A 24,076-nucleotide genomic window follows, 5' to 3' on the forward strand; every position below is an offset into this window, starting at 1 on the left:
GCCCAGGGTGGCCCCCTGGGCGCAGGCGGTAGTGCCGCACGAGACCGGTTTATCGTGCGTTGCAGCCGATGCTCCTTCTGCCGCGCGGACTCCTAGGCGTGCAGCACGACCGCTGCGTCGGCCATCTGCGCATCCACCCAGCCGGCGTATTCGGCCGAGGCCTGCGCCGGCTGCACCACCAGCTGCGGCAGCGTGTAGGGGTGCTGGGCCCGCAGCAGTGCCAGCAGGGCCGGAACCGCCCTGGGCATGGTCTTGCACAGCACCCTCACCTCGCGGTCTTCCTGCAGCGCACCCTGCCAGCGGAAGTACGCGGTGATGGGCTCCACCTGCACGCAGGCGGCCAGACGCGCCTGCAGCACGGCCTGCGCCAGTCGGCGGGCCTCGGCCTCGGTGGCCACGGTGGTCGTGACCAGTTGGATCTCGCGGACGGCGGTGGGCTCGGTCATGCGCTGCTCCCGGGAGCTGTAGGGCTGCGCAGTCTGCCACAGGCAAAGGGCCAGGACCATTGGGGACAACGCAAGCGGCCAACTCCTATTTCGATAGCGATAACTCCTTTTGTATAAAGCGCAAAAGCCCTTTTTTGGCGAATAATTTTGGCCCGCATTTTCCTACAGCCATGCGGGAACTCCGCCTTTAGCACTCGATCAGAGAGAGTGCTAATATTGCTGGCTTAGAGGAAAGGATTCCTGGAATGAACATTCAATCTGGAACCGCAACGACCACCCTGGCGCCCGCCAACCCCTGGGCGCTGGTTCCCCCGTTGGGCAATCTGGACGCCTACATTTCGGCCGTCAACCGCCTGCCCCTGCTCACCCACGAGGAAGAGCAGACCTACGCACGCCAGCTCAAGGACTCGCACGACCTGGATGCCGCCGGTCGGCTGGTGATGTCGCACCTGCGCCTGGTGGTGTCCATTTCCCGCCAGTACCTCGGCTACGGCCTGCCCCATGGCGACCTCATCCAGGAAGGCAATGTGGGCCTGATGAAGGCCGTCAAGCGCTTCGATCCCGACCAGGGCGTGCGGCTGGTGAGCTACGCCATGCACTGGATCAAGGCCGAGATCCATGAATACATTCTGAAGAACTGGCGCATGGTGAAGGTGGCCACCACCAAGGCGCAGCGCAAGCTGTTCTTCAACCTGCGCTCGATGAAGCAAGGCTTCAAGGCCGACGCGGCTGCCTCCGACGCGGCCACGCACCGCGACACGCTGTCCGACCACGAGATCGATGCTGTGGCCGCGCAACTGAACGTGAAGCGCGAGGAAGTCATCGAGATGGAAACCCGCATGGCTGGCGGCGATGTGCTGCTGGACCCTGCGCCTTCGGACGACGGTGAGCAGGCCTTCGGGCCCATCGCTTACCTGGCGGACGCCTCGCACGAGCCCACGTCCATGATCGAGTCGCGCCAGCGCGATGCACTGGCCACCGATGGCATTGCCACCGCGCTGGACAGCCTGGACGAGCGCAGCCGCCGCATCGTGGAAGAGCGCTGGCTGAAGGTGAACGACGACGGCAGCGGCGGCATGACCTTGCACGAGCTGGCCGCCGTGTATGGCGTGAGCGCCGAGCGCATCCGCCAGATCGAGGTGGCGGCGATGAAGAAGATGAAGAAGGCGCTGGCCGAGTACGCCTGAGCCCACGCCAGGGGGCGTTAACATGCCCCCCGTGCAGAAGTTGCCGTGCAGGCCCCAGTTCTGGGGCCTGCTTCATTTTGGCCCGTACATCTTTGGAGGAGATCCATCCATGAACCGCCCATCATCCCGCCCTTCCCCCCGCTCCCCCCGCGCCAACACCGCCCGCCTCTCGCGCCGCGCTGCCGTGCTGGTGGCGCTGGCCGCCGCGTCGCCCTGGGCGCTGGCCCAGAGCTCCTCGCGCCCCTCTGCCGCAGCGGCCGCAGCCGCCGTGGCGGCCGACTGGCCCAGCAAGCCCCTCAAGATCATCGTGGGCTTTCCTGCGGGCTCCTCGCCCGACCTGACGGCGCGCACCTTCTCGGAGCCGCTGTCCAAGGCCCTGGGCCAGCCCGTGATCGTCGAAAACAAGGTGGGTGCGGGTGGCAACATCGGCGCCGATGCCGTGGCCAAGGCCCGCGATGACCACACCATCGGGCTGATGATCAATGGCAACATGACCATTGCCAAGATACTGAACCCGGCCGTGCCCTACGACCCGCTCAAGGACCTGGCCCCGCTCAGCCTGATCGGCACCTCGCCCCTGGTGCTGACCGCGCCGGTGAGCCAGCCCGGCGTGCCTGCCAACACCGATGCGCGCGACTTCTTCGTGGCCGCCCGCAACGCCGGCGACAAGTGGAGCTATGGCACGCCCGGCGTGGGCACGGTGGGCCACATCGGCACCGAGCTGCTCAAGTCGCGCAGCAACATCAACCCGGTGCACGTGCCCTACCCGGGCTACCCCCAAGTGGCCACCGCCATCCTGGGTGGCCAGCTGCAGATGGCGCTGATGCCGCCAGCGCTGGCGCAGGCCCAGGTGCGCGCCGGCAAGCTGCGCGCCATCGGCGTGACGTCCGCAGGCCGCAGCCCACTGGCGCCCGACATTCCCAGCCTGTCCGAAGCCGGTATCCGCGGCTTTGACCTGGAGATCTGGAACGCTTTTGCGGCACCGTCCACCATGCCCAAGCCCATCCAGGCCAAGCTCGCTGCGCTGATCGGCGAAATCGCCCGCAGCCAGGACGTGCGGGGCAAGCTGTTCCAGCAGGGCTGGCAGGTGGCCGGCACCTCGCCCGAGGGCCTGGCCAACCGCATCAAGGCCGACACCAGCCTGCTGGGCGGCGTGATCGCGATGCGCGGCATCAAGGCCGAGTAAGCATCCTCCCCAAGCGGCGCGCGCAGGGGCGCAGCGCCCTGAAACCGGGCCGGTCAGCGAGACGGGCCCGGTTTTTTTGCGTGCTCGGTGTGCGGGCCGGGCCTCCGCCGGTTCAGCCGGCTTCGGCCAGCAGGGCCTTCACGTCGGCCGCAAGTGCCTGCGCGCCGCTGCCGTAGCGGTTGTACACGCGCAGCCGGCCGGCCGTGTCGTACACGTAGCTGCCGGCCGAGTGGTCCATGGTGTAGCTGGTGGGCGTCTTGCCGTCCACCTTCTTGTAGTAGATCTTGAAGTCCTTGGCGACGGCTGCGAGCTCTTCGGGCGAGCCGCGCAGGGCGAGAAAGCCCGGGTCGAAGTTGGTCATGTAGGCCTTGAGCACTTCGGGGGTGTCGCGCTCCGGGTCCACCGTCACGAAGATGCCCTGCAGACGGTCGCCGTCCTTGCCCAGCATCTGCTTGACCTCGGCCAGCTCCTGCAGGGCGGTGGGGCACACGTCAGGGCACTGCGTGAAGCCAAAGAACACCACCACCACCTTGCCCGCAAAGTCCTTGATGCTGCGCTGCTGGCCGTTGTGGTCGGTGAGCGGAAAGTCCCTGGCGTATTCGGCGCCTGTGATGTCCACGCCCCGAAACTCGGGCTTCTTCTTGTCAGAACAAGCACTAAAAAAGCCCGCAGCGCTTATAGATAAAGCGCTGACAGCTATCGTTTTAAGAGCGTTTCTTTTGAGCATGGGTCACAGCACGTAGTGGTCCACCAACAAGGCCGCAAACAGCAGGCTCAGGTGGATGAGTGAGAAGCGGAAGGTCTTGCGCGCCAGCGCATCCGAATAGTTGCGCCACAGCGCAAAGCCGTAGCCGCAAAAGCCCAGGCTGAGCGCCACCGCTGCGGCGAGGTAGATCCATGAGCTCATGCCGTAAACAAACGGCATGAGGCAGCCCGCGAACAGGATCAGCGTGTACAGGAACACCTGCAGCCGCGTGAACTCGTTGCCGTGCGTGACGGGCAGCATGGGCAGGCCGGACTTGCGGTAGTCCTCCACACGGTACAGCGCCAGCGCCCAGAAGTGCGGCGGCGTCCACAGGAAGATGATGAGGAACAGGATCAGCGCCTCGGGCCCCACATCGCCCGTCATGGCGGCCCAGCCCAGCACGGGCGGCATGGCGCCCGAAGCCCCGCCGATCACGATGTTCTGCGGCGTGAGCGGCTTCAGGATCACGGTGTAGACCACCGCATAGCCCACGAAGGTGGCGAAGGTGAGCCACATGGTGAGCGGGTTGACCCAGAAGTACAGCAGGGCCGAGCCCGCTGCGCAGAGCACGGCCGAGAACAGCAGCGTCTGCGCGTTGGACAGCTCGCCCTTGGCCGTGGGGCGCCAGGCGGTGCGCTTCATCTTGGCGTCGATGCCCTGCTCCACGATGCAGTTGAAGGCTGCAGCGGCGCCTGCCACCAGCCACACGCCCACGCAGGCCAGCGCCATCAGCGTGAGTTGTGCCGCATTCGGCATGCCGGGCACGGCCAGCACCATGCCGATCAATGCGCAGAACACGATGAGCTGCACCACGCGCGGCTTGGTCAGCGCGTAGAACTGCCGCAGGCGGGACGGCGGGGCAACCAGGGCGGGGGCAACACTCATGCAGACACTCTCGATGCGCCGTGCGGCGCGGAAATCTCTTGGGGCGACTGAGCCGTGCGGCTGGCGACCAGAGCCCAGGTCAGCACCATGACCATGGCAGCCGCGCCGCCGGTGTGCAGCACCGCAGCGACCAGCGGCCAGCCCAGCACCACGTTGGACAGCCCGGTGACGAGCTGCGCCACCGTGAGCGCCAGCAGCCACAGCGCCTGCACGCGCAGCACGCCGGCCCGGCGAAGGCGCCACACCAGTGCGAGCAACGCGGCCAGCACCGCATAGGCCATCAGGCGGTGCACGTAGTGGATGGCGGTGAGTCCCGCAAAGCTGATGTGGCTGCCGTCCTGCAGCATGCCCAGCTGGCGCCAGACCTGAAACCCCTGGCTGAAGTCCATGGCGGGCCACCAGCTGCCCTGGCAGGTGGGGAAGGTGGTGCAGGCCAGCACCGCATAGTTGGTGCTGACCCAGCCACCCAGCACCACCTGCGCGCCCACCAGCACGGCCGTAGCGACGATGCCGCTGCGCAGCGCGGGGGCAATGCGCACCGGCTGGCGGCCTTGCGCCCAGTGGCTGTGCCACACGGCCTGCGCACACAGCAGGGCCAGCAGCACCAACCCGCCGATCAAGTGCAGCGTGACGATGGCGGGGAACAGCTTCATGGTGACCGTGAGGGCTCCGAACGCCCCCTGCAGGCACACCCAGAACAGCGTGAATGTGGGCCACCAGGGGCTGATGGGCGGCGCTTCGCGCACTGCCGCCCCACCTGCAGCGCGCGCACGGCGGTGCTGCACCCACGAGGACGCGGTGATCACGATGATGAGCACGCCCACGCCGGTGGCCAGGTAGCGGTGGATCATCTCCACCCAGGCTTTGCCGTGCGTGACGGGGCCCGTGGGCATGGCGGCCTGGGCGGCCGATATTTCAGCCCGTGCGCCCACGGGGCTGGCGTTGCCGTAGCAGCCGGGCCAGTCGGGGCAGCCCAGGCCGGAGTCGGTGAGGCGGGTGAAGGCGCCAAATAGCACCAGGTCGAACGTGAGGAACAGCGTGAGCACGGTGAGCGCCTGCAACCGCTTGAGTGGCGTGCTGCGGCGGTTGCGCAGCCACACCCAGGCCAGCGGGCCCAGCGCAATCACCACGCCCAGCAGCATGAGCCGCGCGAGGGGCGCCAGATCGTAGAGGGGCTGTGCGCTGTCCATCATGGCTTGGCAGGGCGCCCGGCCTCGTCCCAGGACGACGAGGCGCGCAGCAGGCGCTCCAGGTCGCGCTTCGCCTTGGCCGCGCCGCTCGCGTCCATCGCGGCCGGAAACCGCATCATCCAGTTGCCCATCGGGTCCACCACGTAGAGGTGGTCTGGCAGCGCCTGGCCCGCGGCCGGGGCCAGCCAGGCGGCGAGGTCGGCAGGGTCCACCCGCAGGACCGTGGCTTTTTGCAAGGCCGTGTCCAGCGCTGCGGGCGGCGTTGCCGTGTCGTTCACCAGCCAGACCCAGTCGAGCCGGTCTTTTTCGCGGCCCAGGCTCTCGCGCAGCTGGCGCTGCAGGTACAGGTGTTTCTGGCAGGCAGCATCGCAATCGCCCCCGCCCACGCTCACCAGCAGCCACTGCCCCTTGAGGGTGGACAGCGGCACGGCGGCGCCGTCGAGTGTCATGGCCGTGCGTTCGGGCAGGGTGCGCTGCGGGTCGATGAGTTCGCCGTAGTTGCGGCGGCCTTCGGGCCGGACCACGTAGTAGGTGAAGTACGAAGCGACCACGGGCGCCGCGCAGACGGCCAGCACCGCAAGCATCTTCCAGCGGCCATGGCGGGTGCGCTGGGCCGACGCCACGGCCTGTTCGGCCGACGGAAGCGTGTGCACCGTCAACCCGAGCGGACTTTCGTCCTGCGCTTCAGGGGGCCGGCTGGCTGCGCGGGCGAATGAACCGTCGGACGATTTGGAACCAGACATAGAGAAGTGCTATCAGGCCGCAGAGCCCGAACCATTGAAATGCGTATCCGTAGTGTTTGTCGACGCCAGCGCCCACCACGGGCCAGTCGCGTTGCAGCCCGTCGCCGGCAGAGTCCGCGCTGTCGGTCTGCAGCACCGTGAGGCTGGCAAGGGCCAGCCCGGTCTCGGCGCGAAAAGCGTACAGGTCGAGATTTTGCCGGATGCGGGAAGACCCCTCGGCGCCACCGCCCCCCTGAAACTCGTACAGCCGGGAGGGCGCCGCAGCCACCCGGCCCTGAAGGCGCACCAGACCTTCCGGGGTGGCCACCGGCGGCAATTGCGTGCGGTCCTGAAAATTGCGCGGCACCCAGCCGCGCTGCACCACCACGACGTCACTGCGGCCCTCGACCTGGAACGGCGTCAGCACGAAGAACCCGGGCCGCCCCTGCATCTGCCGGTTGTCCAGGAACACCGTGTGGGCGCCGAGCCAGCGCCCCTGCAGGGTGACAGCGCGGTGCAGCCACTCATGTGCCGGCGGCGATGGTGACGGAGCCTCTGCGGCAGCAGTTTGCGCCGTGGCAGCTGTTTCCGTCCCTGCAGCGCCGAGGAACGCGGTTGCGTCGAGGGCGGGAAGACGCGCGCGGGCGTCCAGCATGGACTGCAGCGCCTGCTTTTCTGCAGCGCGCGAAAGCTGCCAGCGTCCCAGGGACGCCGTGACCGCCATGGCCACCAGCGCGGCAGCCGCGATCAGCCAGAACCGCAGGCCTGCGGCACGTGGCGAAGGGGGCGGCGGCGTGCTCACGGGATAATGCGCTCCATGAAATATCTTGTTGTGCTGGCGTTCATCGGCATCCTGGCCAGCCTGGCCTCCGCCTTGTTCTTCATGATGCGCCGGGGCCGGAGCGAGCAGGACGACAAGGCCAAGGGCGACCACATGGCCCGGGCCCTGGCGGTGCGGGTGGGGCTGTCCATCGTACTGTTCCTGTGCATTCTGGCAGCGTGGCAGCTGGGCTACATCCAGCCCACGGGCCTGCCGGCGTCACGCTGATCGCGCGCTGATGTCGCGCTGATCGCGGCCGCGTCGCCGCCCCAACAAAAAAGCGCCTCGCGGCGCTTTTTTTTGGATGCCATTGCAACGATTACATCCAGTACACCAGCACGTACAGACCCAGCCACACCACGTCCACAAAGTGCCAGTACCAGGCCGCACCTTCGAAACCGAAGTGCTTGTCGGCCGTGAAGTGGCCCTTTTGCAGGCGCAGCGTGATCACCAGCAGCATCAGCATGCCCAGGAACACGTGGAAACCGTGGAAGCCGGTCAGCATGAAGAAGGTGGAGCCGAACACGCCCGAATTGAGCTTGAGGTTGAGATCGGTGTAGAGGTGGTAGTACTCATAGCCCTGCACCAGCAGGAAGATGAAACCGAGCAGCACGGTGGCCCACATGAAGGCAATGGTCTTGCCGCGGTGGTTTTCACGCAGGGCATGGTGGGCGATGGTCAGCGTCACGCCCGAAGTCAGCAGCAGTGCCGTGTTGATGGTGGGCAGCCAGAACGGGCCGACCGTCTTGAAGGGCTCCACGATGCCCGCGGGCGAGGCGGTGGCACCGGCGGCCACGCTGGGCCAGACGGCCTTGAAATCCGGCCAGAGCAGCGCGTTGTCGAGGCTGCCGAGGGCAGGCACGGAATGCGAACGGGCCCACCACAGCGCCGTGAAGAAGGCACCGAAGAACATCACTTCCGAGAAGATGAACCAGCTCATGCTCCAGCGGTAGGACAGCTCGATCTTGTGGCCATACAGGCCGCCCTCGCTCTCACGCACGGCATCGCCAAACCACTGGTACAGCACGAACAGCCACCACACCAGACCCAGGGCCAGCGAGTACTTGCCCCAGTCGTGGCCGTTGATCCACTGGCCTGCGCCCAGAATGACAAAGAACAGACCGGCGGCCGCCATGACCGGGTGGCGCGATTCGGCCGGCACGTAGTAGTAAGGGGTTCCGCCGTGGGTTGATGCACTCATTTCAGCTCCTGAATCTCAAATCTTTGTTTTCAGCTTTTCTGTCTGTATCTGTGTCAGCGTCTGTCTGCTTCTTCGCTTGTGTCGGGTGCCCTGCGGGCAATGCACCGATTCTCTGCCTCAAACAACCCAGTTGACCAGCCCGATCAGGCCGAGCACCAGCAGAAACACGGCCACCAGCCCCACCCCGATCACATGCAGGGGGTTGAGCTTTTCCACATCCTTCTGGTACTCGCTGCCCTTGCGCAAACCCAACAGCGACCACGCCACGGCACGCACCGTGCGCAGCAGCGAGCCCTTATGTGAGCCCTTAAGTTTTTCATTCGAGCTCGGCATCATCGCGGGGCCTGTTTGCGCCGTGCTCACGTGCCGGCTCCTGCCGGCACGCCCGAAACGGGGGCCACCACCGCCGCCGTGGACTCTGGCGCCGCCGGTGTCTTGCCACCCACTTCAAAGAAGGTATACGAGAGCGTGATCGTGGTCACGTCCTTGGACAGCCGCGGATCGATGACGAAGGCCACGGGCCATTCTTTTTTCTCGCCGGGCTCCAGCACATACTGGTTGAAGCAGAAGCATTCGAGCTTGTTGAAGTGGGCCGCCGCCTGCCGGGGTGCATAGCTGGGAATCGCCTGCGCCGCCATGCGGCGGTTCTGCACGTTCTGGAACTCGTACATCACCGTCGTCAGCTCGCCCGGGTGCACCTGCACCGAGCGCTGCGCCGGCTTGAAGTCCCAGGGGCCACGCGCGTTGGCATCGAACTCCACCGTGATGGTGCGGCTTTTGTCCACCTGCGTGTTGGCAGGCAACTTCACGTCCTTGCCGGCCACGCCATTGCCGGGCACCTGCCGCTCGGAGAGCGAGAGGATGTTGATGCCTGTCATCTCGCAGATGTGCTTGTAGATGGGGATCAGCACATAGCCGAAGGCGAACATGCCGGCCGCAATCACGACCAGCTTGCCGACCATCTTGGCGTTTTCGCGGCGCAGGCTCATGGCGGGGGTGCCTCTGCTCAGCGCGAGAGGAAGAACACCTTGGCCATGAACCCGACGAAGAACACCACCGCGATGGACGCCAGGATCAGCGCCATCCGCAGGTTGCTCTTCTTTTGCTCGGGGGTCATGGGGCGGGCCCTCAGCCGATCACACGGGTGGCCGTGGCGTCGAGCTTGGGAGGATTCTCGAAGGTGTGGAAGGGCGCGGGAGAGGGAACTTCCCATTCCAGGCCTTCCGCACCATCCCAGGGCTTCGCAGCAGCCTTCTCACCCTTGCCGCGCATGGCGGGCAGGATGACGGCCAGGAAGAAATAGACCTGCATCAGCCCGAAGCCGAACGCGCCCACCGACGCGATCGCATTGAAGTCCGCGAACTGCATCGGGTAGTCGGCGTAGCGGCGGGGCATGCCGGCCAGGCCCAGGAAGTGCATGGGGAAGAACGTGATGTTGAAGGTGATCAGCGAACCCCAGAAGTGGATCTGGCCGCGCGCCTCGGAGTACATCACGCCGGTCCACTTGGGCAGCCAGTAGTACACGCCGGCAAACATCGAGAACAGCGAGCCGGCCACCAGCACATAGTGGAAGTGGGCCACCACGTAGTAGGTGTCCTGCAGCTGGATGTCGATGGGCGCCATGGCCAGGATCAGGCCGGTGAAACCACCCATGGTGAACACGAAGATGAAGCCCACGGCGAACAGCATGGGAGTCTCGAACGTCATGGAGCCGCGCCACATGGTGGCGATCCAGTTGAAGATCTTCACGGCCGTGGGCACCGAGATCAGCATGGTGGCGTACATGAAGAACAGCTGGCCGGTCACGGGCATGCCGGTCGTGAACATGTGGTGGGCCCACACGATGAACGACAGGATGGCGATGGACGAGGTGGCGTACACCATCGAGGCGTAGCCGAACAGCTTCTTGCGGGCGAAGGCCGGCACGATCTGGCTCACGATGCCGAAGGCCGGCAAGATCATGATGTACACCTCGGGGTGGCCGAAGAACCAGAAGATGTGCTGGTACATCACCGGGTCACCGCCGCCGGCGGGGTTGAAGAAGCTGGTGCCGAAGTGGCGGTCCGTCAGCGTCATCGTGATGGCGCCTGCCAACACGGGCATCACGGCGATCAGCAGGTAGGCGGTGATGAGCCAGGTCCAGGCGAACATGGGCATCTTCATCAGCGTCATGCCGGGGGCACGCATGTTCAGGATGGTCACGATGATGTTGATCGAGCCCATGATGGAAGACGCACCCAGGATGTGCATCGCGAAGATGCCGGCATCCATGGAAGGACCCATCTGCAGCGTCAGCGGCGCGTACAGCGTCCAGCCCGCCGCGGGGGCGCCACCGGGCATGAAGAACGATGCGACCAGCATGATGGCGGCAGGAATCATCAGCCAGAAGCTGAAGTTGTTCATGCGCGCGAAGGCCATGTCGGATGCGCCGATCTGCAGCGGGATCATCCAGTTCGCAAAGCCCACGAAGGCCGGCATGATGGCGCCGAACACCATGATCAGGCCGTGCATGGTGGTGAGCTGGTTGAACAGCTCGGGGTTCACGATCTGCAGGCCGGGCTGGAACAGCTCGGCGCGGATCAGCAGCGCCAGGATGCCGCCGATCATCAGCATGGTGAACGAGAACAGCAGATACAGCGTACCGATGTCCTTGTGGTTGGTGGCGTACACCCAGCGGCGCCAGCCGGTGGGGCCGTGGTGGCCGTGATCGCCGTGTGCGTGGTCGCCCGCGTGACCGTGGTTGTCCAGAACTGCGCTCATGTTCGATTCCTCAATACGTTGGGGCGGTGATTACTTGCCACGCTGGGCCACGACTTCGGCGGGCTGCACCAGCTGGCCGGTCTTGTTGGACCAGGCGTTCTTGGTGTACGTTGCCACGGCGGCGATATCGGTGTCGCTCAGCTGCGCCCAGGCGGGCATGGCGCCGTTGGCAGCACCCTTGAGCAGAATCTGGATCTGCTTGGCGTGGTCGGCATCGAGCACCACGGCCGAGGCGTCGAGCGCCTTGATGGGACCTGCACCCTTGCCGTTGGCCTGGTGGCAGGCTGCGCAGTTGGCGGCATACACCTTTTCGCCGCGCTTGACGAGGTCGTCCAGCGCCCACACCTTGCTGGGGTCGTCCAGCTTGGCAGCAGCCAGCTTCTTTTGCTCACCCACCCAGGCGGTGTAGTCCTCGGCAGAGACGACCTTCACGTGGATCGGCATGTATGCGTGTTCCTTGCCGCACAGCTCGGCGCACTGGCCGTAGAAGTCGCCGGTCTTCTCGGCGCGGAACCAGGTGTCGCGCACGAAGCCCGGAATCGCGTCCTGCTTGATGCCGAAGGCGGGCACCATGAAGGCGTGGATCACGTCGTTGGCGGTGGTGATGATGCGGATCTTCTTGCCCACCGGCACCACCATGGGGTTGTCGACCTTGAGCAGGTAGTCGGCCGGGGCATCCTTGACCTTGCCGCTGTCGGACATGACGCGGTGGCTGCTGTCCAGCGTGGAGATGAAGCTCAGGCCCTCGCCTTCGCCGGTGATGTAGTCATAGCCCCACTTCCACTGGTAGCCCGTGGTCTTGATCGTGAGGTCGGCGTTGGTGGTGTCTTTCTGGGCCACCAGCACCTTGGTGGCGGGCAGCGCCATCAGGATCACGATGATGAAGGGGATGATGGTCCAGACCACTTCGACGGTCACGGACTCATGGAAATTGGCCGACTTGGCGCCCTTGGACCGGCGATGCTTCCAGATGGAATAGAACATCACGGAGAACACTGCAACAAAGATCACCGTGCAGATGATCAGCATCATCCAGTGCAGGAAATGCTGCTCTTCAGCAATTTTCGTCACGGGGGGATGCAGGTTCAGCTGGTTGACTGCAGGGCCGCCAGGCAGGTCCTGGACGGCATGGGCCGCGGAACCCACCCATGCACCGGCAATCAGCAGCAGAGAAGCCAGCTTGTTGGAAATGCTCTTCATAGTTCTCACTTACTTCTAAGCCTCAATTTAACCAATCCCTTGGCGCACCTGCGTGGGGTCAGGCGGCGCGCAAGGCCATGCGGATCTCCGATGCCAGCGCCGGTCGAAGTTCGGGGCGCACGTAGCGCCCCACATCGACAGAACGGCCCTGCGCAGACAACGTGATCAGCGAACGGTCCCCGGTCTTGGGCTCGACTCGAACCCGGCTCCGGTCAAACTCGGCGCGTTGCAGTTTGCCTGCTGTCTCCAACTCCACCACAAGGCGCGAACCCTGCAGCGAAATCCTCTCGCCATCCGCCGCATGGCGACCGTACATGGCGAATGCAATCCCGACTGCCACAATCTCCAGCCATGCGAAGGGCATGACCAGGCGGGCACCCAGCATCCAGAAGCCGGTCGCAATGCCCAGCGAAACCACGCACAGCGACAGGTACATCCAGCCCAGCTGTGCCGGTGTGACCGAACAGTTGCGCACCAGACGCCAATCGATACGCTGGCCTGACACGGTGGCAAAACGAAAGATCAAGCCCGTCACCGGATGTGCTCACAAGGCTGCGAACTGCACCGTTTGCCGTGTTTTGGCACGACAGGCGCGGCCCGCAAAGTTGCGCGGGAAGATGCCCAAACCAAACTCTCAATAACCTGGAATTGTAGCGTGCCTTGTTCCATGTCATTGACACCAGGTAACAGGTTAGTGCTCTTTGCCGCCCTTGCGCAACATGGCACGCATGTCCTGCAGCGACACGGCGCTGCTTTCGCTCATGCGCACACGCGGCGCGGGCTTGAGTGCATGGCCGTAGATGATTTCAAAAGTCAGTGCCAACTGACCTTGATGGCTCTCATCGGCAAGATGGTCTGCCAGCGCCTGACGCAGCCGGTCGCGCCAGCGCCGCCCCCGCAGCGCAGAGAAGCGTTCGGGATGCAGGTTGCAGCCCAGATCGCGCAGTTCCTCGACCAGCCTCTCGGGCGTGGCGAAGGTGAGCGTGATGTGCTCCATGTCCATCACCGGTTCGGCGAAGCCTGCGTGCACCAGCATGTCACCCCAGTCGTGCATGTCGGTGAACGAAGGGCCCGGGGGCGGCCAGCCCAGCGAGGCATACACCGCGCGCAGTTCGCGCAGCGTGTCGGGCCCGAGGCACGAGAACATCAGGTAGCCATCCACCTCCAGTGCACGGTGCCAGCGTGCGATGAGGTCTTGTGGATCGGCGGCCGTGTGCAGCCCCATGTTGGACCAGAGCATCTGCACACTGCCATCGGGCGGCGGGCCGAACTGCGGGCCCGCGCCGCTCCAGCGCGCGGGGCTCCACCAGGGCCTGGCCAGCAACTGGCGCGCGGCCTGGCCGCAGTGGCCGGAAGATTCATGCACGTGCACGCGCGCACCGGGGTAGCGGGCGCTGACCAGCGCGTGGCCTTCGATGCCGCCGCGCACCATGTCCCAGTGGCACCAGGCCTGCGGCGCCTTGCGGATCCATTGCAGGCGGTCCTGCATGCGGCGGGCCACCTCTTCGTGCAGCCAGGGGGAGCGCGCCGGAGCGCTGGCTTGCCAGCGGGCGGCCGCGACGGGATCGATGGTGGGAGGACGCTCGGACGACATGGCGGCAATCAGGGACGCGCGAGTATATTGATTCATGCTCTTCAAGGCCCTGCCAGGGATATACGCCCCCTTGCGCGCGCTGGCTGCGCGCATCCCCAGCCAGTGCGCCGCCTGCCACGCCTGGCCGGCACAGCGCGTGTGCAGCGCCTGCGTCGCCCGGTTTTCACAACCCGCCGCCCGCTGCCGCCTTTGCGCGTTGCGGGTGCCGAACGGGGTGGACGCCTGCGGCGAGTGCCTGCGCCGCACCCCGGTGCTGGATGCCTGCCTGGCGGCCGTGGACTACGCATATCCCTGGGCGGGTGCCCTGGCGGACTTCAAGTTCCGGGGCGACCCGGGCTGGACCCATGCGCTGGCCGGCCTGCTGCGAGGCGCCCCTGGCGCAGGGGATGCCCTGGACGCGGCAGACCGGGTCCTGCCGGTCCCGCTCTCGGCGGAGCGCCTGCGTGAGCGCGGGTTTAACCAATCGGCCCTGCTGGCCGCGTGCCTCGCGGGCCATCGCGCAGACGCCCACACGTTGCTGCGACTGCACCACACCGAGGCGCAAAGCGGCCTCTCGCGCAAGGAGCGCCTGCGCAACCTGAAGGGCGCGTTCGCGGTGGAGCCCGCGCGCGCGCCCAGCTTGCGCGGCGCGCGCGTCGTGCTGGTGGACGACGTGATGACCACCGGCGCCACGCTGGAAGCCGCTGCCGCGCCGCTGCGGCAGGCGGGTGTGGCGCACATCACGGGACTGGTGCTGGCGCGCACGCAGCGCGGGCAGGCCGCCCCGGCCGCCTGAGCGGAATACTTTTGTTTACGAGCGGTTGCCTATCTCACAGCTTGCCCGATCACAATAGCGCGCATGTTTCACATCGTCCTCGTCGAGCCGGAGATCCCGCCCAACACCGGCAACGTGATCCGGCTTGCAGCCAACACCGGCTGCGCCCTGCACCTGATCGAGCCGCTGGGGTTTTCGATGGAGGACCGCATGCTGCGCCGCGCGGGGCTGGACTACCACGAGTTCATACGGGTGCAGCGCCACAGCGGCTGGACGGCCTTTTTGCGCGACGCCGCGCCCGATGCCACCCGCATGTTCGCCATGACCACCCATGCGTCCCAGCCCGTGCACTCCACCTGCTTCCTGCCCGGCGACTGGCTGGTGTTTGGCGCTGAAACCCGCGGGCTGCCGCCCGAGCTGCGCGAGAGCTTTCCGCCGGCCCAGCGGCTGCGCCTGCCCATGGTGGCGGGCCAGCGCAGCCTGAACCTCTCCAACGCCGTGGCGGTCACCGTGTTCGAGGCCTGGCGGCAAAACAGCTTTGCCATGCCCGATGGCGAAGTGATGGTGGAGCCCGAGGGCACCATCATCAGCGGCTTTGCCCAACTGGGCTGACGGGCGCCACGCCGGGCGCCTTTTGCAGCTCAGACCGCCGGCGCACGCGCGGCCATTGCGATCGGCACGTGCTCGGTGAGAAAGTCCAGGAACACCCGCGTGCGCGCGGGCAGCATGCGGCCCGAGGGCAACGCCGCGTAGATCGTGTAGCGAGAAAAAATCCAGCCGGGCAGCACATGCACCAGCTCGCCGCGCGCAAGATGGTCTTCGGCCAGCAGGCGCGACGTGACCGCGACCCCCATGCCCTCGACGGCCGCGCGCATCAGCAGCTCGACGCTGACTGATTGCAGCACCGACGGCGCATCGATCTCCGCGTCGGGCACACCGGGTTGCAGCGACTGCAGGCGCAGCTTGCGCCCAGCCCCCATCTGCGCGCGCACCGGCGCGCTGGAATCGCGCAGGTGGTCGTGCAGCGCCAGGTCCTGAGGCACCTGCGGCGTGCCCCTGCGCTGCAGGTAGCCCGGCGCGGCCACCACGATGGCATCGCCCTTGATCAGCGGGCGCGCCACGATGTTGGCGTCAAAGTCTTCGGCGGCGACCATCAGGGTCACGTCGAACTCGTCCACGCGGCTGGACGCATGGGCATCCAGGCTCACGTCCAGCATGACCTTGGGGTGGCGCGCATGCCAGACCGCCACCATGGGGGCCAGAAAGTGCGTGGCCAGCACCGGCGCTGCCACGATGCGGATGGTGCCGCGCAGGTCGCGCGTGCTGGCCGCCGCCGCAGCTTCGGCGTCGTCGATCTCGTGGAGGATGGCGCGCACGCGCTGCAGGTAGGCGTCGCCCGCATCGGTGAGCGCGAGCTTGCGGGTGGTGCGCTGCAAAAGGCGGGTGCCCAGGTGCTGCTCCAGCTCGGCCACCATGCGGGTGACCACGGGGGGCGACATGTCCATGGCGCGGGCGGCGGCGGCAAAGCCGCCCTCTTCCACCACGCGCTCGAAGATCTTCATGGCTTGCAGGCGGTCCATGGTCAGCCCTTCCCTGCGGCCGGTGCCACCGAAAGCCACACGGCGCTCCCCTCGCCCCTCACGGGAGTGGGGCCGGGGGTGAGGGCGCTGCAGCCCGGGCGCTGCGCCTTTGCGCTCCCCGTCCCCCACCCTCTCCCGCAAGGAGAAAGGGTGTATGCGAAGCCTGCTACGCCGGAGCGCCGAAGTTGCGCGACAGCGACTCGGCCACGCACACGGGCTTGTCGCTGCCCTCGCGCTCCACCGTCACCAGCCAGGTCATCTGCATGCCGTCGGGCGCAATCGGCTCGGCGGCCTGCAGCGTGAGGCGCGCACGCAGGCGGCTGCCCACCGGCACGGGCGCGGTGAAGCGCACCTTGTTCAGGCCGTAGTTCACGCCCATGCGCGCGCCCTCGATGGTCAAGCCCGCCTCGAAGAACTTGGGAATCAGCGACAGCGTGAGAAAGCCGTGCGCAATGGGCGCGCCAAATGGCCCCGCCTTGGCGCGTTCCGGGTCCACATGGATCCACTGGTGGTCGCCCGTGGCTTCGGCGAACAGGTTGACCTGCTCCTGCGTGATGGTGATCCAGTCGGTCACGGCGACCTCCTGGCCTGCGCAGGCACTGACTTCGGAGTAGGAGCGGAAGATTTTCATCGGCCCAATGTAGCGCCGCCCCCGGGCGCGCCTTGTCTGCCGCGAGACAGGTGTTTCCCCGAACGCCGCACATCAGGAGCTGAGCCATGCACAGATTCCCTGCCACTGCTCCAGATCGCGCGCCACCCGGCCCGGCGCCACGTCGAACAGCGTGAGGCCGTGTGCCGCCAGGTGCACATAGTTCTGCGTGTCCCGCAGGTAGCCCAGCACCGGAAAGCCCAGGTTGTCGACAAAGTGGTGCAGCTGCTCGGCCGCCTTGGTGCGCGCGTCCACCCGCATGCCGACGATGCCGATCTGCACGCCCTCGGCCCGGCGGTGTTCGGCCAGCTGGTCCAGAAAGCTGCGCGTGGCGAAGATGTCGAACACGCTGGGCTGCAGCGGCACGATGACCTTGTCGGCCAGCTTGAGCACGTCGTTCAGGCGCCAGCCGTGCAGGCCGGCCGGGGTGTCGAGCACCGCGTGCGTCGTGCCCTTGGGCGGGCGGCTGATCACGTCGGAGCTGGTGTCCCAGCCGCCGATCGCGCGCGCGGCCGGCGGGCGCAGGCCCAGCCACAGCCGGGCAGACTCCTGCCGGTCGGTGTCGCCCAGGATCACCGGGTGGCCCTGGCTCGCAAAATAGCCCGCGATGTTGGTGGACAGTGTGGATTTGCCCACCCCGCCTTTCGGGTTCGCTACGACAACGACTGGCATGACAAGCTCCTTCGAAACAATGACGGGTTGCTGAAAATACAAGCCAAATCAGCCCCCAGCGCTTATTCAGCAAGCGCTGGCAGCTATCAATTTTGATTGCCTGCGAGGCACCACGCACCTCACGCGTGCTGCCCGCCCCGCTTCACGAAGAACAGCCCCGCGCCCACCGCCATCAGCAGGCCGCCGAACACGCGGTTCTGCGTGCGCACCGCGCGCGCACTGCGCATCAGGCGGCGCAGCGCGCTGGCGCCGAAAGCGTAGCCGTGCATCACCACCACGTCCACCGCCACGGTGGTGGCGGCCATCACGGCCAGTTGCGTCCACAGCGGGCGCGTGTCGGTCATGAACTGCGGCAGCACGGCCACCATGAAGATGATGCCCTTGGGATTGGTGGCGTTGGTCAGAAAGCCGGTAAGGCAGCGCTTTTGCCAAGGGCCGGCGGCCTCCTGCGCGTCGCCCGGCACGGGTGGGGCATCCCCCGCGCGCCATTGGCTGAAGCCCACATAAATCAGATAACAGGCGCCCAGCACCTTGACCACGCTGAACGCCAGCTCGGACGCCAGAAGCAGCGAGCCCACACCGGCGCCCGCAATCAGCAGGATCAGCAGCAGGCCCAGCTGCAGGCCGAAGATGGTGGCGCCCGTCTTGCGCACGCCGTACGACAGGCCATGGCTCATCGACAACACGGCGCCGGAGCCCGGCGACACCGCGATGAGGCACGATGCCGCAAAAAAAGCCAGCCAAGTCTGCAAATCCATGAAACACCGCGCCCTGTGAACAAGAAGAGGGGCCGCATCTTAGAGCCTGTTCAATGTCTTTTTGAAGATCACATTGGCGTGCAATCGGTATGAGTGGATGCGCCGGGTGCGCTGCATGGGTTCATGCCCATGCAAGCGACCGGTGCGTTCAATCGCAGATTTCACTCCAACCCTTCGGGCAAGGACCGTGTGCGACTCCAAAAAGACAATGAACAGGCTCTTGGCAACCGGCGCCGCCGCAGGGCGGGCGCCCCAAGAATTCAGCAAAAAACAAGCTTCAGCGCTTATCCGCAAAGACTTTGTAGCTATCATTTTTGATTTACATGACGGGCGCGGCACAATCGCCGGGATGGATGCCTCCCTGCTCGACGCCCCCTGGGCGATCACCCTGCGCCTGGTGCTGGAAGTGGCGGCCACTGCGGCGTTTGCGCTGTCGGGCGTGATGGCGGCGGCGCGCAAGCGGCTGGACGCGGTGGGCGTGTGCGTGGTGGCGTTCGTGGCGGCCTTTGGCGGCGGCACGCTGCGCGACCTGCTGCTGGACCAGCGGCCGTTCTTCTGGATCCGCCACACCGAATTCGTCTGGGGCATCCTGGTGCTGTGCGTGGGTGCCATGCTGTTCATGCGGCAGCGGCACTTCGAGCCCACCGAGCGCGCCATGCTGCTGCCCGACGCCATCGGCCTGGGCCTGTTTGCCGCCGTGGGCGTGGACATCGCCACCGCCATCGGCATGCCGCCCATCATCAGCGTGATGATGGGCGTGATCACCGGCGTGTTTGGCGGCGTGCTGCGCGACGTGCTGTGCAACGAGGTGCCCCAGGCTTTTAGCGACCACCGGCCTTATGCGCTGTGCGCGTTCGCGGGCGGCTGGGCCGATGTGGCCCTGCGCCAGGTCCAGGCGCCCGACTGGGCACCGCTGGTGATCTGCGTGCTGGTCACGGCCGGGCTGCGCGGCCTGGCGCTGTGGCGCCACTGGGAGCTGCCGGCCTGGCGGGTGTAAGGTCGGCGGCCCACCGCCCTGCCCTGCCCCGCGCAGACTCCTGGCTTCTGGCGCACCTGCGACAGCATCGGCGCCTCGGGGCCCGCACACTGGCCCTTGCCCACCACAGAAAGACCCGACCCCCTATGAATGCGCCCCTGCCCCCGCCCGAAACCGGCCACGCCGAGACTCCTCCCGGCTTTGCGCCGCTGCAGTCCGGCGGCCCCTTCATGCTGCACAACGGGCCGCTGTATCTGCGGCACGAAGGCAGCGTGGTGCAGTTCGGCTTTCGCGTGGAGCGGCGCCATGTGAACCCCATGCACAACCTGCACGGCGGCATGATGGCCAGCTTCTGCGACATGCTGCTGCCGCTGTCGGTGCACCGCAAGAGCCGCGAGGTGGGCGACCGCTTTCTGCCCACCATCAGCCTGCAGATCGACTACCTGGCCCCCGCCCCGCTGGGCGCCTGGGTGCAGGGCGAGGCCGAGCCGCTGCGCGTCACGCGCTCGCTGGTGTTTGCGCAGGGGCTGGTCACGGCCGATGGCGTGCCCTGCGCGCGGGTGAGCGGGGTGTTCAAGATCGGGCCCGTGTCGCCACCCGGCGCGGTCGAATGAGACGGGCGCAACGGGGAGTACCGCGCACTGGTGTGCGGTGCAGCGAAGTGGGGTGAAGTCCAGTGAAGTGGCGCGAACCGGCGGGCGGTGATGCCCCGTCACACCGCGCCCGGCTTGCGCGGTCATAATGGCTCGCACCTCCGGTCGGCGCCGGGCCTGGCGGCACGCCGTGCTCAGCCTCTCGCCGCCGCCTGCCCTTCTTTCACCACCTGCCGACCCGCTCCATGCCTCTGAAGCGTTCCGCGCTGTGTGCTTCCGTTTCGGCTTCGGCTTCTGCTGCTGCCGCTGCATCGGTCGTTGCCGCGCTGCTGGGCACGGTGCCGCTCGCCAGCGCCGTGGAGACCCCGCGCACGCAGACGGCCAGTGTGCAAGTGGCCGCGCCGCCGCCGCAGTGGTTCACGCTGACGGGCGACCGGGACGACACCCGGCAGAACCTCATCGAGATCCTGCCCTTGCCAGTGGAAGTGGGCGAGCGTGTGCTGCTGGACCTGCGCGTGTCGCGCGACCAGATGCGCACGTCTTTTCTGGGCAAGAAATACCGCTCGTACTACGCGAAGGTGGTGGTGGACTGCGCGACGCGGCGGGCCTGGTATCTGGAGTTGACCTATTTCGCCCTGCCCCTGTGGGTGGGTGCCGTGACGTCCCACGCGCGCCACCGCGAGGGCGAGGCCGAAGTGCTGTTCCGCGACATGCCCAGCGAATGGGCCCGGCGCATGGTGTCGTCGGCCTGCCGGCTGACCAAGCCCTGAAAGCCCCTTGCTGGGGGCCTGCAAAAGCTGCGGCGAAGGCCCTTTACCCGCGGTTTGCCGTGCTTTCGCGGGAAAAAATCTGCATCAAAAGTGCTGCCAGCTCTTACTGGATAAGCGCTGGCAGCTATAGTTTTTGATGCCCGCCGTTGGTTTTGGCGGGCCCGGGCCTCAGTCCACGCTGGCGCCCGACTCCTTCACGACCTTGCCCCACTTCACCGACTCGGCCTGGATGAAGGCCGCAAACTGCTCGGGCGTCTCGCTGTAGGTCTCGGCGCCCTGCTCGTTGATCTTTTTCTTCACGTCGGCCTGGTTCAGCACCTTCACGATGGCCTTGTTGAGCTGGGCCACCAGCGGCGCCGGGGTGCCCGCCGGGGCAAACAGGCCAAACCACGACGTGGCCTCGTAGCCGGGCACGCCGGCTTCGGCAATGGTGGGCACGTTGGGCAGCTCGGGCGAGCGCTTGGCCGTGGTCACGGCAATCGGCACCAGCTTGCCGCTGCGCACATGCTGGATGGCCGAGGGCATGTTGTCGAACATGATGCCGATCTGGTTGCCCAGCAGGTCCGTCACGGCCGGGGCGCTGCCCTTGTAGGGCACGTGCACCATGTCGACCTTGGCCAGGCTCTTGAACAGCTCGCCCGACAGGTGGATGGAGCTGCCGTTGCCCGACGAGCCGAAGTTGACCTTGCCGGGGTTGGCCTTGGCATAGGCGATCAGTTCGGGCACGGTCTTGAAGGGCTGCGCGGGGTTGGCCACCAGCAGGTTGGGCACATTGGCCACGCGGGTCAACGGGGCGAAGTCCTTCACCGGGTCGAAGGGCATCTTCTTGTACAGGCTGGCATTGATGGCGTGTGTGCCCACCGTGCCCATGAACAGCGTGTAGCCGTCTGCCGGGGACTTGGCCGCCAGCGAGCCGCCAATGTTGCCGCCCGCGCCCGCGCGGTTGTCCACGATGACGGACTGGCCCAGCTCGATGGTCAGCGCCTGGCCGATGATGCGGGCCAGGATGTCGGTGGTGCCACCGGCCGCAAAGGGCACGATGATGGTCACGGGCTTGGCGGGATAGGTCTGGGCCAGCGCAGCGCCGCTGCCCAGCAGGCCGACACCGGCCAGGGCGGCGCAGGCTGCGGCCGACAGCGCAAGGCGGCGGGTGGTGTGGATGGATCGGGTCATGGTGTGTCTCCTTCAAAAGGTGGATGAAATGAATCGCTGCCAGGCGCGCATCCAGCCGGGCATCCAGCCGCGCCATGGCCTCAACCGGGTGCCGAAGCGTCCGGACGAGAAGGATGGGTGTGCCCCGCGAGGGGCGACGGAAATCAGTACCGGGGGTTAAACAGGCGCCACCCCCAGCGTGGTGCCCCCGCACACGTACAGCACCTGCCCGGTCACGAAACCGTTGTCAGGCGACAGGAAAAACAGCGCCGCGCGCGCCACGTCTTCGGGCGTGCCCATGCGGCCCACGGCAATGCTGTTCAGGATGCGCTCGGTCTGCGGCGCGCCGTCGGGGTTGCTCTGGCGGAAGAGTTCGGTGGCGATGGGGCCTGGGCCGATGGCGTTGACGGTGATGCCATCACGCCCCAGCTCCATGGCCAGTGTGCGCGTCATGCCGATCATGCCGGCCTTGGTGGCGGAGTAGACGATGCGCTCGCCCTTGCCCAGGGCGGCGCGCGACGACATGTTGACGATGCGGCCCTGGCCGCAGGCACGCAGCGTGGGCAGAAAGGCCTGCACCAGCAGCATGGGCGCCCGCAAGTGCAGGCCCACCACGTCATCGAGCTGCGCGGTCGTCGCCGTGTCGATGGTGCCGGGGCGCGTGGCGCCCGCGTTGTTCACCAGCGCCGTCACGTTGTGCTTGGCCGCGATCTCCGCCGCGCGTTCGCGGGTCGATGCCTCGTCGGTCAGGTCGCCCTGGTAGGAGATGAGCAACGGGTGGCTCCAGTCGGGCCGCACGTAGTCGAGGTTGACCACGGCATGGCCGTGGGCCAGCACGATTTCGGCAATCGCCCGGCCGATGCCGTTGCTGGCGCCGGTGACGACGGTGACGGGCGTGGGGTTGCGTTCGATCACGGTCACACGCGCTCCAGCACGACGGCAATGCCCTGGCCCACGCCGATGCACATGGTGCACAGCGCGTATTTACCGGCGTGCTCGTGCAGGCGGTTGACGGCGGTGGTGACCAGGCGCGCGCCGCTGGCACCCAGCGGGTGGCCCAGCGCAATGGCACCGCCCCAGGCGTTCACGCGCGCGTCGTCGTCCTTGATGCCCAGGGCACGCAGCACGGCCAGGCCTTGCGCGGCAAAGGCTTCGTTCAGCTCGATCACGTCCATGTGGTCGATGGTCAGACCCGTCTGCGCCAGCACCTTCTGCGTGGCGGGCGTGGGGCCAAAGCCCATGATGCGCGGTGCCACACCGGCCACGGCCATGCCCACCACGCGGGCGCGGGGCTTCAGGCCGTATTTGGCAGCGTTGGCTTCATCGGCCAGCAACAGCGCGCAGGCGCCGTCGTTCACGCCCGATGCGTTGCCCGCCGTCACCGTGCCATCGGGGCGCACCACGCCCTTGAGCTTGGCCAATGCTTCGATGCTGGTCTCGCGCGGGTGTTCGTCCTGGCTGACGATGATGGCGTCGCCCTTCTTTTGCGGGATATGCACGGGCACGATCTCGCGTGCCAGGTGGCCGGCCTGGATGGCCGCCACGGCGTTGAGCTGGCTGCGCAGGGCCATCTGGTCCTGGGCCTCGCGCTCGATCTGGAAGTCGGTCGCCACGTTCTCGGCCGTTTCGGGCATGGAGTCCACGCCGTACTTTTCCTTCATCAGCTTGTTGATGAAGCGCCAGCCAATCGTCGTGTCGTACACCGCGTTGTTGCGGCTGAAGGCCGACTCGGCCTTGGGCATGACGAAGGGGGCGCGGCTCATGCTCTCCACACCGCCCGCGATCATCAGGCCCGCTTCGCCCGCCTTGATGGCGCGTGCTGCGGTGCCCACGGCGTCCAGCCCCGAGCCGCAAAGGCGGTTGATGGTGGCGCCGGGCACGTCGATGGGCAGACCCGCCAGCAGGCTGGCCATGTGGGCCACGTTGCGGTTGTCTTCACCGGCCTGGTTGGCGCAGCCATACAGCACGTCGGTCACCGCCGCCCAGTCCACGCCGGGGTTGCGGTCCATCAGCGCCTTGATGGGGATGGCGCCCAGGTCGTCGGTGCGCACGCTGCTCAATGCGCCGCCGTAGCGGCCGAAGGGGGTGCGGATGGCGTCGCAGATGAAGGCTTGGCGGTTGGTCATGGGTTTGTCACCTCGGTTTCTACTCAGTGGTAAGTGCTCCCCCTGCCGTTCGCCCTGAGCTTGTCGAAGGGCTGCATCTGCTGCGCGCCCCGGCTTCGACAAGCTCAGCC

29 protein-coding genes are annotated in these 24,076 nt (G+C 66.7%); 8 read left to right on the plus strand and 21 right to left on the minus strand.

Translation table 11 applies throughout. The features are described from left to right. Positions 1-92: 92 nt before the first annotated feature. Positions 93-446 carry a divalent-cation tolerance protein CutA gene (gene cutA, locus ACOQFS_RS21330; protein ID WP_421564816.1) on the minus strand — a complete coding sequence of 118 codons (354 nt, stop codon included), beginning with the start codon at positions 444-446 and terminating at the stop codon, positions 93-95. Positions 447-691: 245 nt separating this feature from the next. Between cutA and rpoH the strand changes: the two genes are divergently transcribed. Both rpoH and ACOQFS_RS21340 read left to right on the plus strand, forming a co-directional pair. Beyond that, positions 692-1,633 (plus strand): RNA polymerase sigma factor RpoH, encoded by a 942-nt coding sequence (gene rpoH, locus ACOQFS_RS21335; RefSeq protein ID WP_421564817.1) that lies wholly within the window; start codon positions 692-694, stop codon positions 1,631-1,633. 109 nt (positions 1,634-1,742) lie between these two features. After that, a complete protein-coding gene (locus ACOQFS_RS21340; RefSeq protein WP_421564818.1) occupies positions 1,743-2,819 on the plus strand; it encodes a Bug family tripartite tricarboxylate transporter substrate binding protein in 1,077 nt (358 codons plus the stop codon). Positions 2,820-2,931: 112 nt separating this feature from the next. Here the strand turns inward: ACOQFS_RS21340 and ACOQFS_RS21345 are convergent, their stop codons facing one another. Genes ACOQFS_RS21345 through ACOQFS_RS21365 form a run of 5 tightly spaced genes read right to left on the minus strand, consistent with a single transcriptional unit; the run spans position 2,932 to position 7,085 of the window. Then, on the minus strand, positions 2,932-3,546 hold the full coding sequence (locus ACOQFS_RS21345; RefSeq protein ID WP_421564819.1) for an SCO family protein: 615 nt from the start codon (positions 3,544-3,546) through the stop codon (positions 2,932-2,934). A gap of 3 nt (positions 3,547-3,549) precedes the next feature. Then, entirely contained in the window at positions 3,550-4,449 is a 900-nt protein-coding gene (gene cyoE, locus ACOQFS_RS21350) for a heme o synthase (protein WP_421564820.1), read from the minus strand. Next, positions 4,446-5,639 carry a COX15/CtaA family protein gene (locus ACOQFS_RS21355; RefSeq protein WP_421564840.1) on the minus strand — a complete coding sequence of 398 codons (1,194 nt, stop codon included), beginning with the start codon at positions 5,637-5,639 and terminating at the stop codon, positions 4,446-4,448. Before ACOQFS_RS21355 ends, cyoE begins: the two co-directional genes overlap by 4 nt. Continuing rightward, entirely contained in the window at positions 5,639-6,382 is a 744-nt protein-coding gene (locus ACOQFS_RS21360) for an SCO family protein (RefSeq protein ID WP_421564821.1), read from the minus strand. Before ACOQFS_RS21360 ends, ACOQFS_RS21355 begins: the two co-directional genes overlap by 1 nt. Then, positions 6,324-7,085 carry an SURF1 family protein gene (locus ACOQFS_RS21365; protein ID WP_421564841.1) on the minus strand — a complete coding sequence of 254 codons (762 nt, stop codon included), beginning with the start codon at positions 7,083-7,085 and terminating at the stop codon, positions 6,324-6,326. The genes ACOQFS_RS21360 and ACOQFS_RS21365 overlap by 59 nt, the downstream gene beginning before the upstream one ends. Before the next feature lie 93 nt (positions 7,086-7,178). Here ACOQFS_RS21365 and ACOQFS_RS21370 point away from each other — a divergent pair, with 93 nt between their 5' ends. After that, positions 7,179-7,409 carry a twin transmembrane helix small protein gene (locus tag ACOQFS_RS21370; protein WP_421564822.1) on the plus strand — a complete coding sequence of 77 codons (231 nt, stop codon included), beginning with the start codon at positions 7,179-7,181 and terminating at the stop codon, positions 7,407-7,409. Positions 7,410-7,500: 91 nt separating this feature from the next. Here ACOQFS_RS21370 and ACOQFS_RS21375 read toward each other — a convergent pair whose 3' ends face one another. The 8 genes from ACOQFS_RS21375 to ACOQFS_RS21410 all read right to left on the minus strand — a co-directional run bounded on the left by ACOQFS_RS21375 (position 7,501) and on the right by ACOQFS_RS21410 (position 13,936). Further along, positions 7,501-8,382 carry a cytochrome c oxidase subunit 3 gene (locus tag ACOQFS_RS21375; protein WP_421564823.1) on the minus strand — a complete coding sequence of 294 codons (882 nt, stop codon included), beginning with the start codon at positions 8,380-8,382 and terminating at the stop codon, positions 7,501-7,503. A gap of 117 nt (positions 8,383-8,499) precedes the next feature. Further along, positions 8,500-8,718 (minus strand): DUF2970 domain-containing protein, encoded by a 219-nt coding sequence (locus ACOQFS_RS21380; protein ID WP_421564842.1) that lies wholly within the window; start codon positions 8,716-8,718, stop codon positions 8,500-8,502. 23 nt (positions 8,719-8,741) lie between these two features. Continuing rightward, the gene (locus tag ACOQFS_RS21385) at positions 8,742-9,371 is read right to left on the minus strand and encodes a cytochrome c oxidase assembly protein (protein ID WP_421564824.1); all 630 of its coding nucleotides are present in this window, start codon (positions 9,369-9,371) and stop codon (positions 8,742-8,744) included. A gap of 17 nt (positions 9,372-9,388) precedes the next feature. Beyond that, positions 9,389-9,499 carry a cytochrome oxidase small assembly protein gene (locus ACOQFS_RS21390; protein ID WP_212742253.1) on the minus strand — a complete coding sequence of 37 codons (111 nt, stop codon included), beginning with the start codon at positions 9,497-9,499 and terminating at the stop codon, positions 9,389-9,391. A gap of 11 nt (positions 9,500-9,510) precedes the next feature. Next, entirely contained in the window at positions 9,511-11,142 is a 1,632-nt protein-coding gene (gene ctaD / locus ACOQFS_RS21395; RefSeq protein WP_421564825.1) for a cytochrome c oxidase subunit I, read from the minus strand. 30 nt (positions 11,143-11,172) lie between these two features. Beyond that, the gene (gene coxB / locus ACOQFS_RS21400) at positions 11,173-12,342 is read right to left on the minus strand and encodes a cytochrome c oxidase subunit II (RefSeq protein ID WP_421564826.1); all 1,170 of its coding nucleotides are present in this window, start codon (positions 12,340-12,342) and stop codon (positions 11,173-11,175) included. 58 nt (positions 12,343-12,400) lie between these two features. Continuing rightward, complete coding sequence (locus tag ACOQFS_RS21405; protein WP_421564827.1) at positions 12,401-12,877, minus strand: DUF2244 domain-containing protein; 477 nt, start codon at positions 12,875-12,877, stop codon at positions 12,401-12,403. 156 nt (positions 12,878-13,033) lie between these two features. After that, entirely contained in the window at positions 13,034-13,936 is a 903-nt protein-coding gene (locus ACOQFS_RS21410; protein WP_421564843.1) for a biotin synthase, read from the minus strand. A gap of 34 nt (positions 13,937-13,970) precedes the next feature. On the opposite strand from ACOQFS_RS21410, the gene ACOQFS_RS21415 reads away from it, so the two are divergent. Further along, the gene (locus ACOQFS_RS21415) at positions 13,971-14,711 is read left to right on the plus strand and encodes a ComF family protein (protein WP_421564828.1); all 741 of its coding nucleotides are present in this window, start codon (positions 13,971-13,973) and stop codon (positions 14,709-14,711) included. Between the two features lie 63 nt (positions 14,712-14,774). Next, the gene (locus tag ACOQFS_RS21420; protein WP_421564829.1) at positions 14,775-15,302 is read left to right on the plus strand and encodes a tRNA (cytidine(34)-2'-O)-methyltransferase; all 528 of its coding nucleotides are present in this window, start codon (positions 14,775-14,777) and stop codon (positions 15,300-15,302) included. A gap of 29 nt (positions 15,303-15,331) precedes the next feature. On the opposite strand, the gene ACOQFS_RS21425 is transcribed toward ACOQFS_RS21420, so the two are convergent. From ACOQFS_RS21425 to ACOQFS_RS21440, 4 genes are all read right to left on the minus strand, one after another. Further along, entirely contained in the window at positions 15,332-16,270 is a 939-nt protein-coding gene (locus ACOQFS_RS21425; protein WP_421564830.1) for a LysR family transcriptional regulator, read from the minus strand. Positions 16,271-16,436: 166 nt separating this feature from the next. Beyond that, complete coding sequence (locus tag ACOQFS_RS21430; protein WP_421564831.1) at positions 16,437-16,901, minus strand: MaoC family dehydratase; 465 nt, start codon at positions 16,899-16,901, stop codon at positions 16,437-16,439. 72 nt (positions 16,902-16,973) lie between these two features. Continuing rightward, positions 16,974-17,591, minus strand: a complete 618-nt coding sequence (locus ACOQFS_RS21435; RefSeq protein WP_421564832.1) for an AAA family ATPase — start codon at positions 17,589-17,591, stop codon at positions 16,974-16,976. 119 nt (positions 17,592-17,710) lie between these two features. Beyond that, a complete protein-coding gene (locus ACOQFS_RS21440) occupies positions 17,711-18,349 on the minus strand; it encodes a LysE family translocator (protein WP_421564833.1) in 639 nt (212 codons plus the stop codon). Between the two features lie 349 nt (positions 18,350-18,698). On the opposite strand from ACOQFS_RS21440, the gene ACOQFS_RS21445 reads away from it, so the two are divergent. The 3 genes from ACOQFS_RS21445 to ACOQFS_RS21455 all read left to right on the plus strand — a co-directional run bounded on the left by ACOQFS_RS21445 (position 18,699) and on the right by ACOQFS_RS21455 (position 20,688). Next, complete coding sequence (locus ACOQFS_RS21445) at positions 18,699-19,346, plus strand: trimeric intracellular cation channel family protein (protein ID WP_421564834.1); 648 nt, start codon at positions 18,699-18,701, stop codon at positions 19,344-19,346. Positions 19,347-19,471: 125 nt separating this feature from the next. Then, positions 19,472-19,939, plus strand: coding sequence for a PaaI family thioesterase (locus ACOQFS_RS21450; RefSeq protein ID WP_421564835.1), 468 nt, complete (start codon positions 19,472-19,474; stop codon positions 19,937-19,939). Positions 19,940-20,163: 224 nt separating this feature from the next. Next, complete coding sequence (locus tag ACOQFS_RS21455) at positions 20,164-20,688, plus strand: surface-adhesin E family protein (RefSeq protein ID WP_421564836.1); 525 nt, start codon at positions 20,164-20,166, stop codon at positions 20,686-20,688. 168 nt (positions 20,689-20,856) lie between these two features. Here the strand turns inward: ACOQFS_RS21455 and ACOQFS_RS21460 are convergent, their stop codons facing one another. The 3 genes from ACOQFS_RS21460 to pcaF form a co-directional block, all read right to left on the minus strand. Continuing rightward, complete coding sequence (locus ACOQFS_RS21460) at positions 20,857-21,861, minus strand: Bug family tripartite tricarboxylate transporter substrate binding protein (protein WP_421564837.1); 1,005 nt, start codon at positions 21,859-21,861, stop codon at positions 20,857-20,859. Between the two features lie 156 nt (positions 21,862-22,017). Then, positions 22,018-22,761, minus strand: a complete 744-nt coding sequence (locus ACOQFS_RS21465) for an SDR family NAD(P)-dependent oxidoreductase (protein ID WP_421564838.1) — start codon at positions 22,759-22,761, stop codon at positions 22,018-22,020. Beyond that, complete coding sequence (pcaF, locus tag ACOQFS_RS21470; RefSeq protein ID WP_421564839.1) at positions 22,758-23,966, minus strand: 3-oxoadipyl-CoA thiolase; 1,209 nt, start codon at positions 23,964-23,966, stop codon at positions 22,758-22,760. Before pcaF ends, ACOQFS_RS21465 begins: the two co-directional genes overlap by 4 nt. Positions 23,967-24,076 lie beyond the last annotated feature (110 nt).

The sequence above is a fragment of the Paracidovorax sp. MALMAid1276 genome, from assembly GCF_049198005.1.
In the GTDB taxonomy this organism is placed as follows: domain Bacteria; phylum Pseudomonadota; class Gammaproteobacteria; order Burkholderiales; family Burkholderiaceae_C; genus Acidovorax.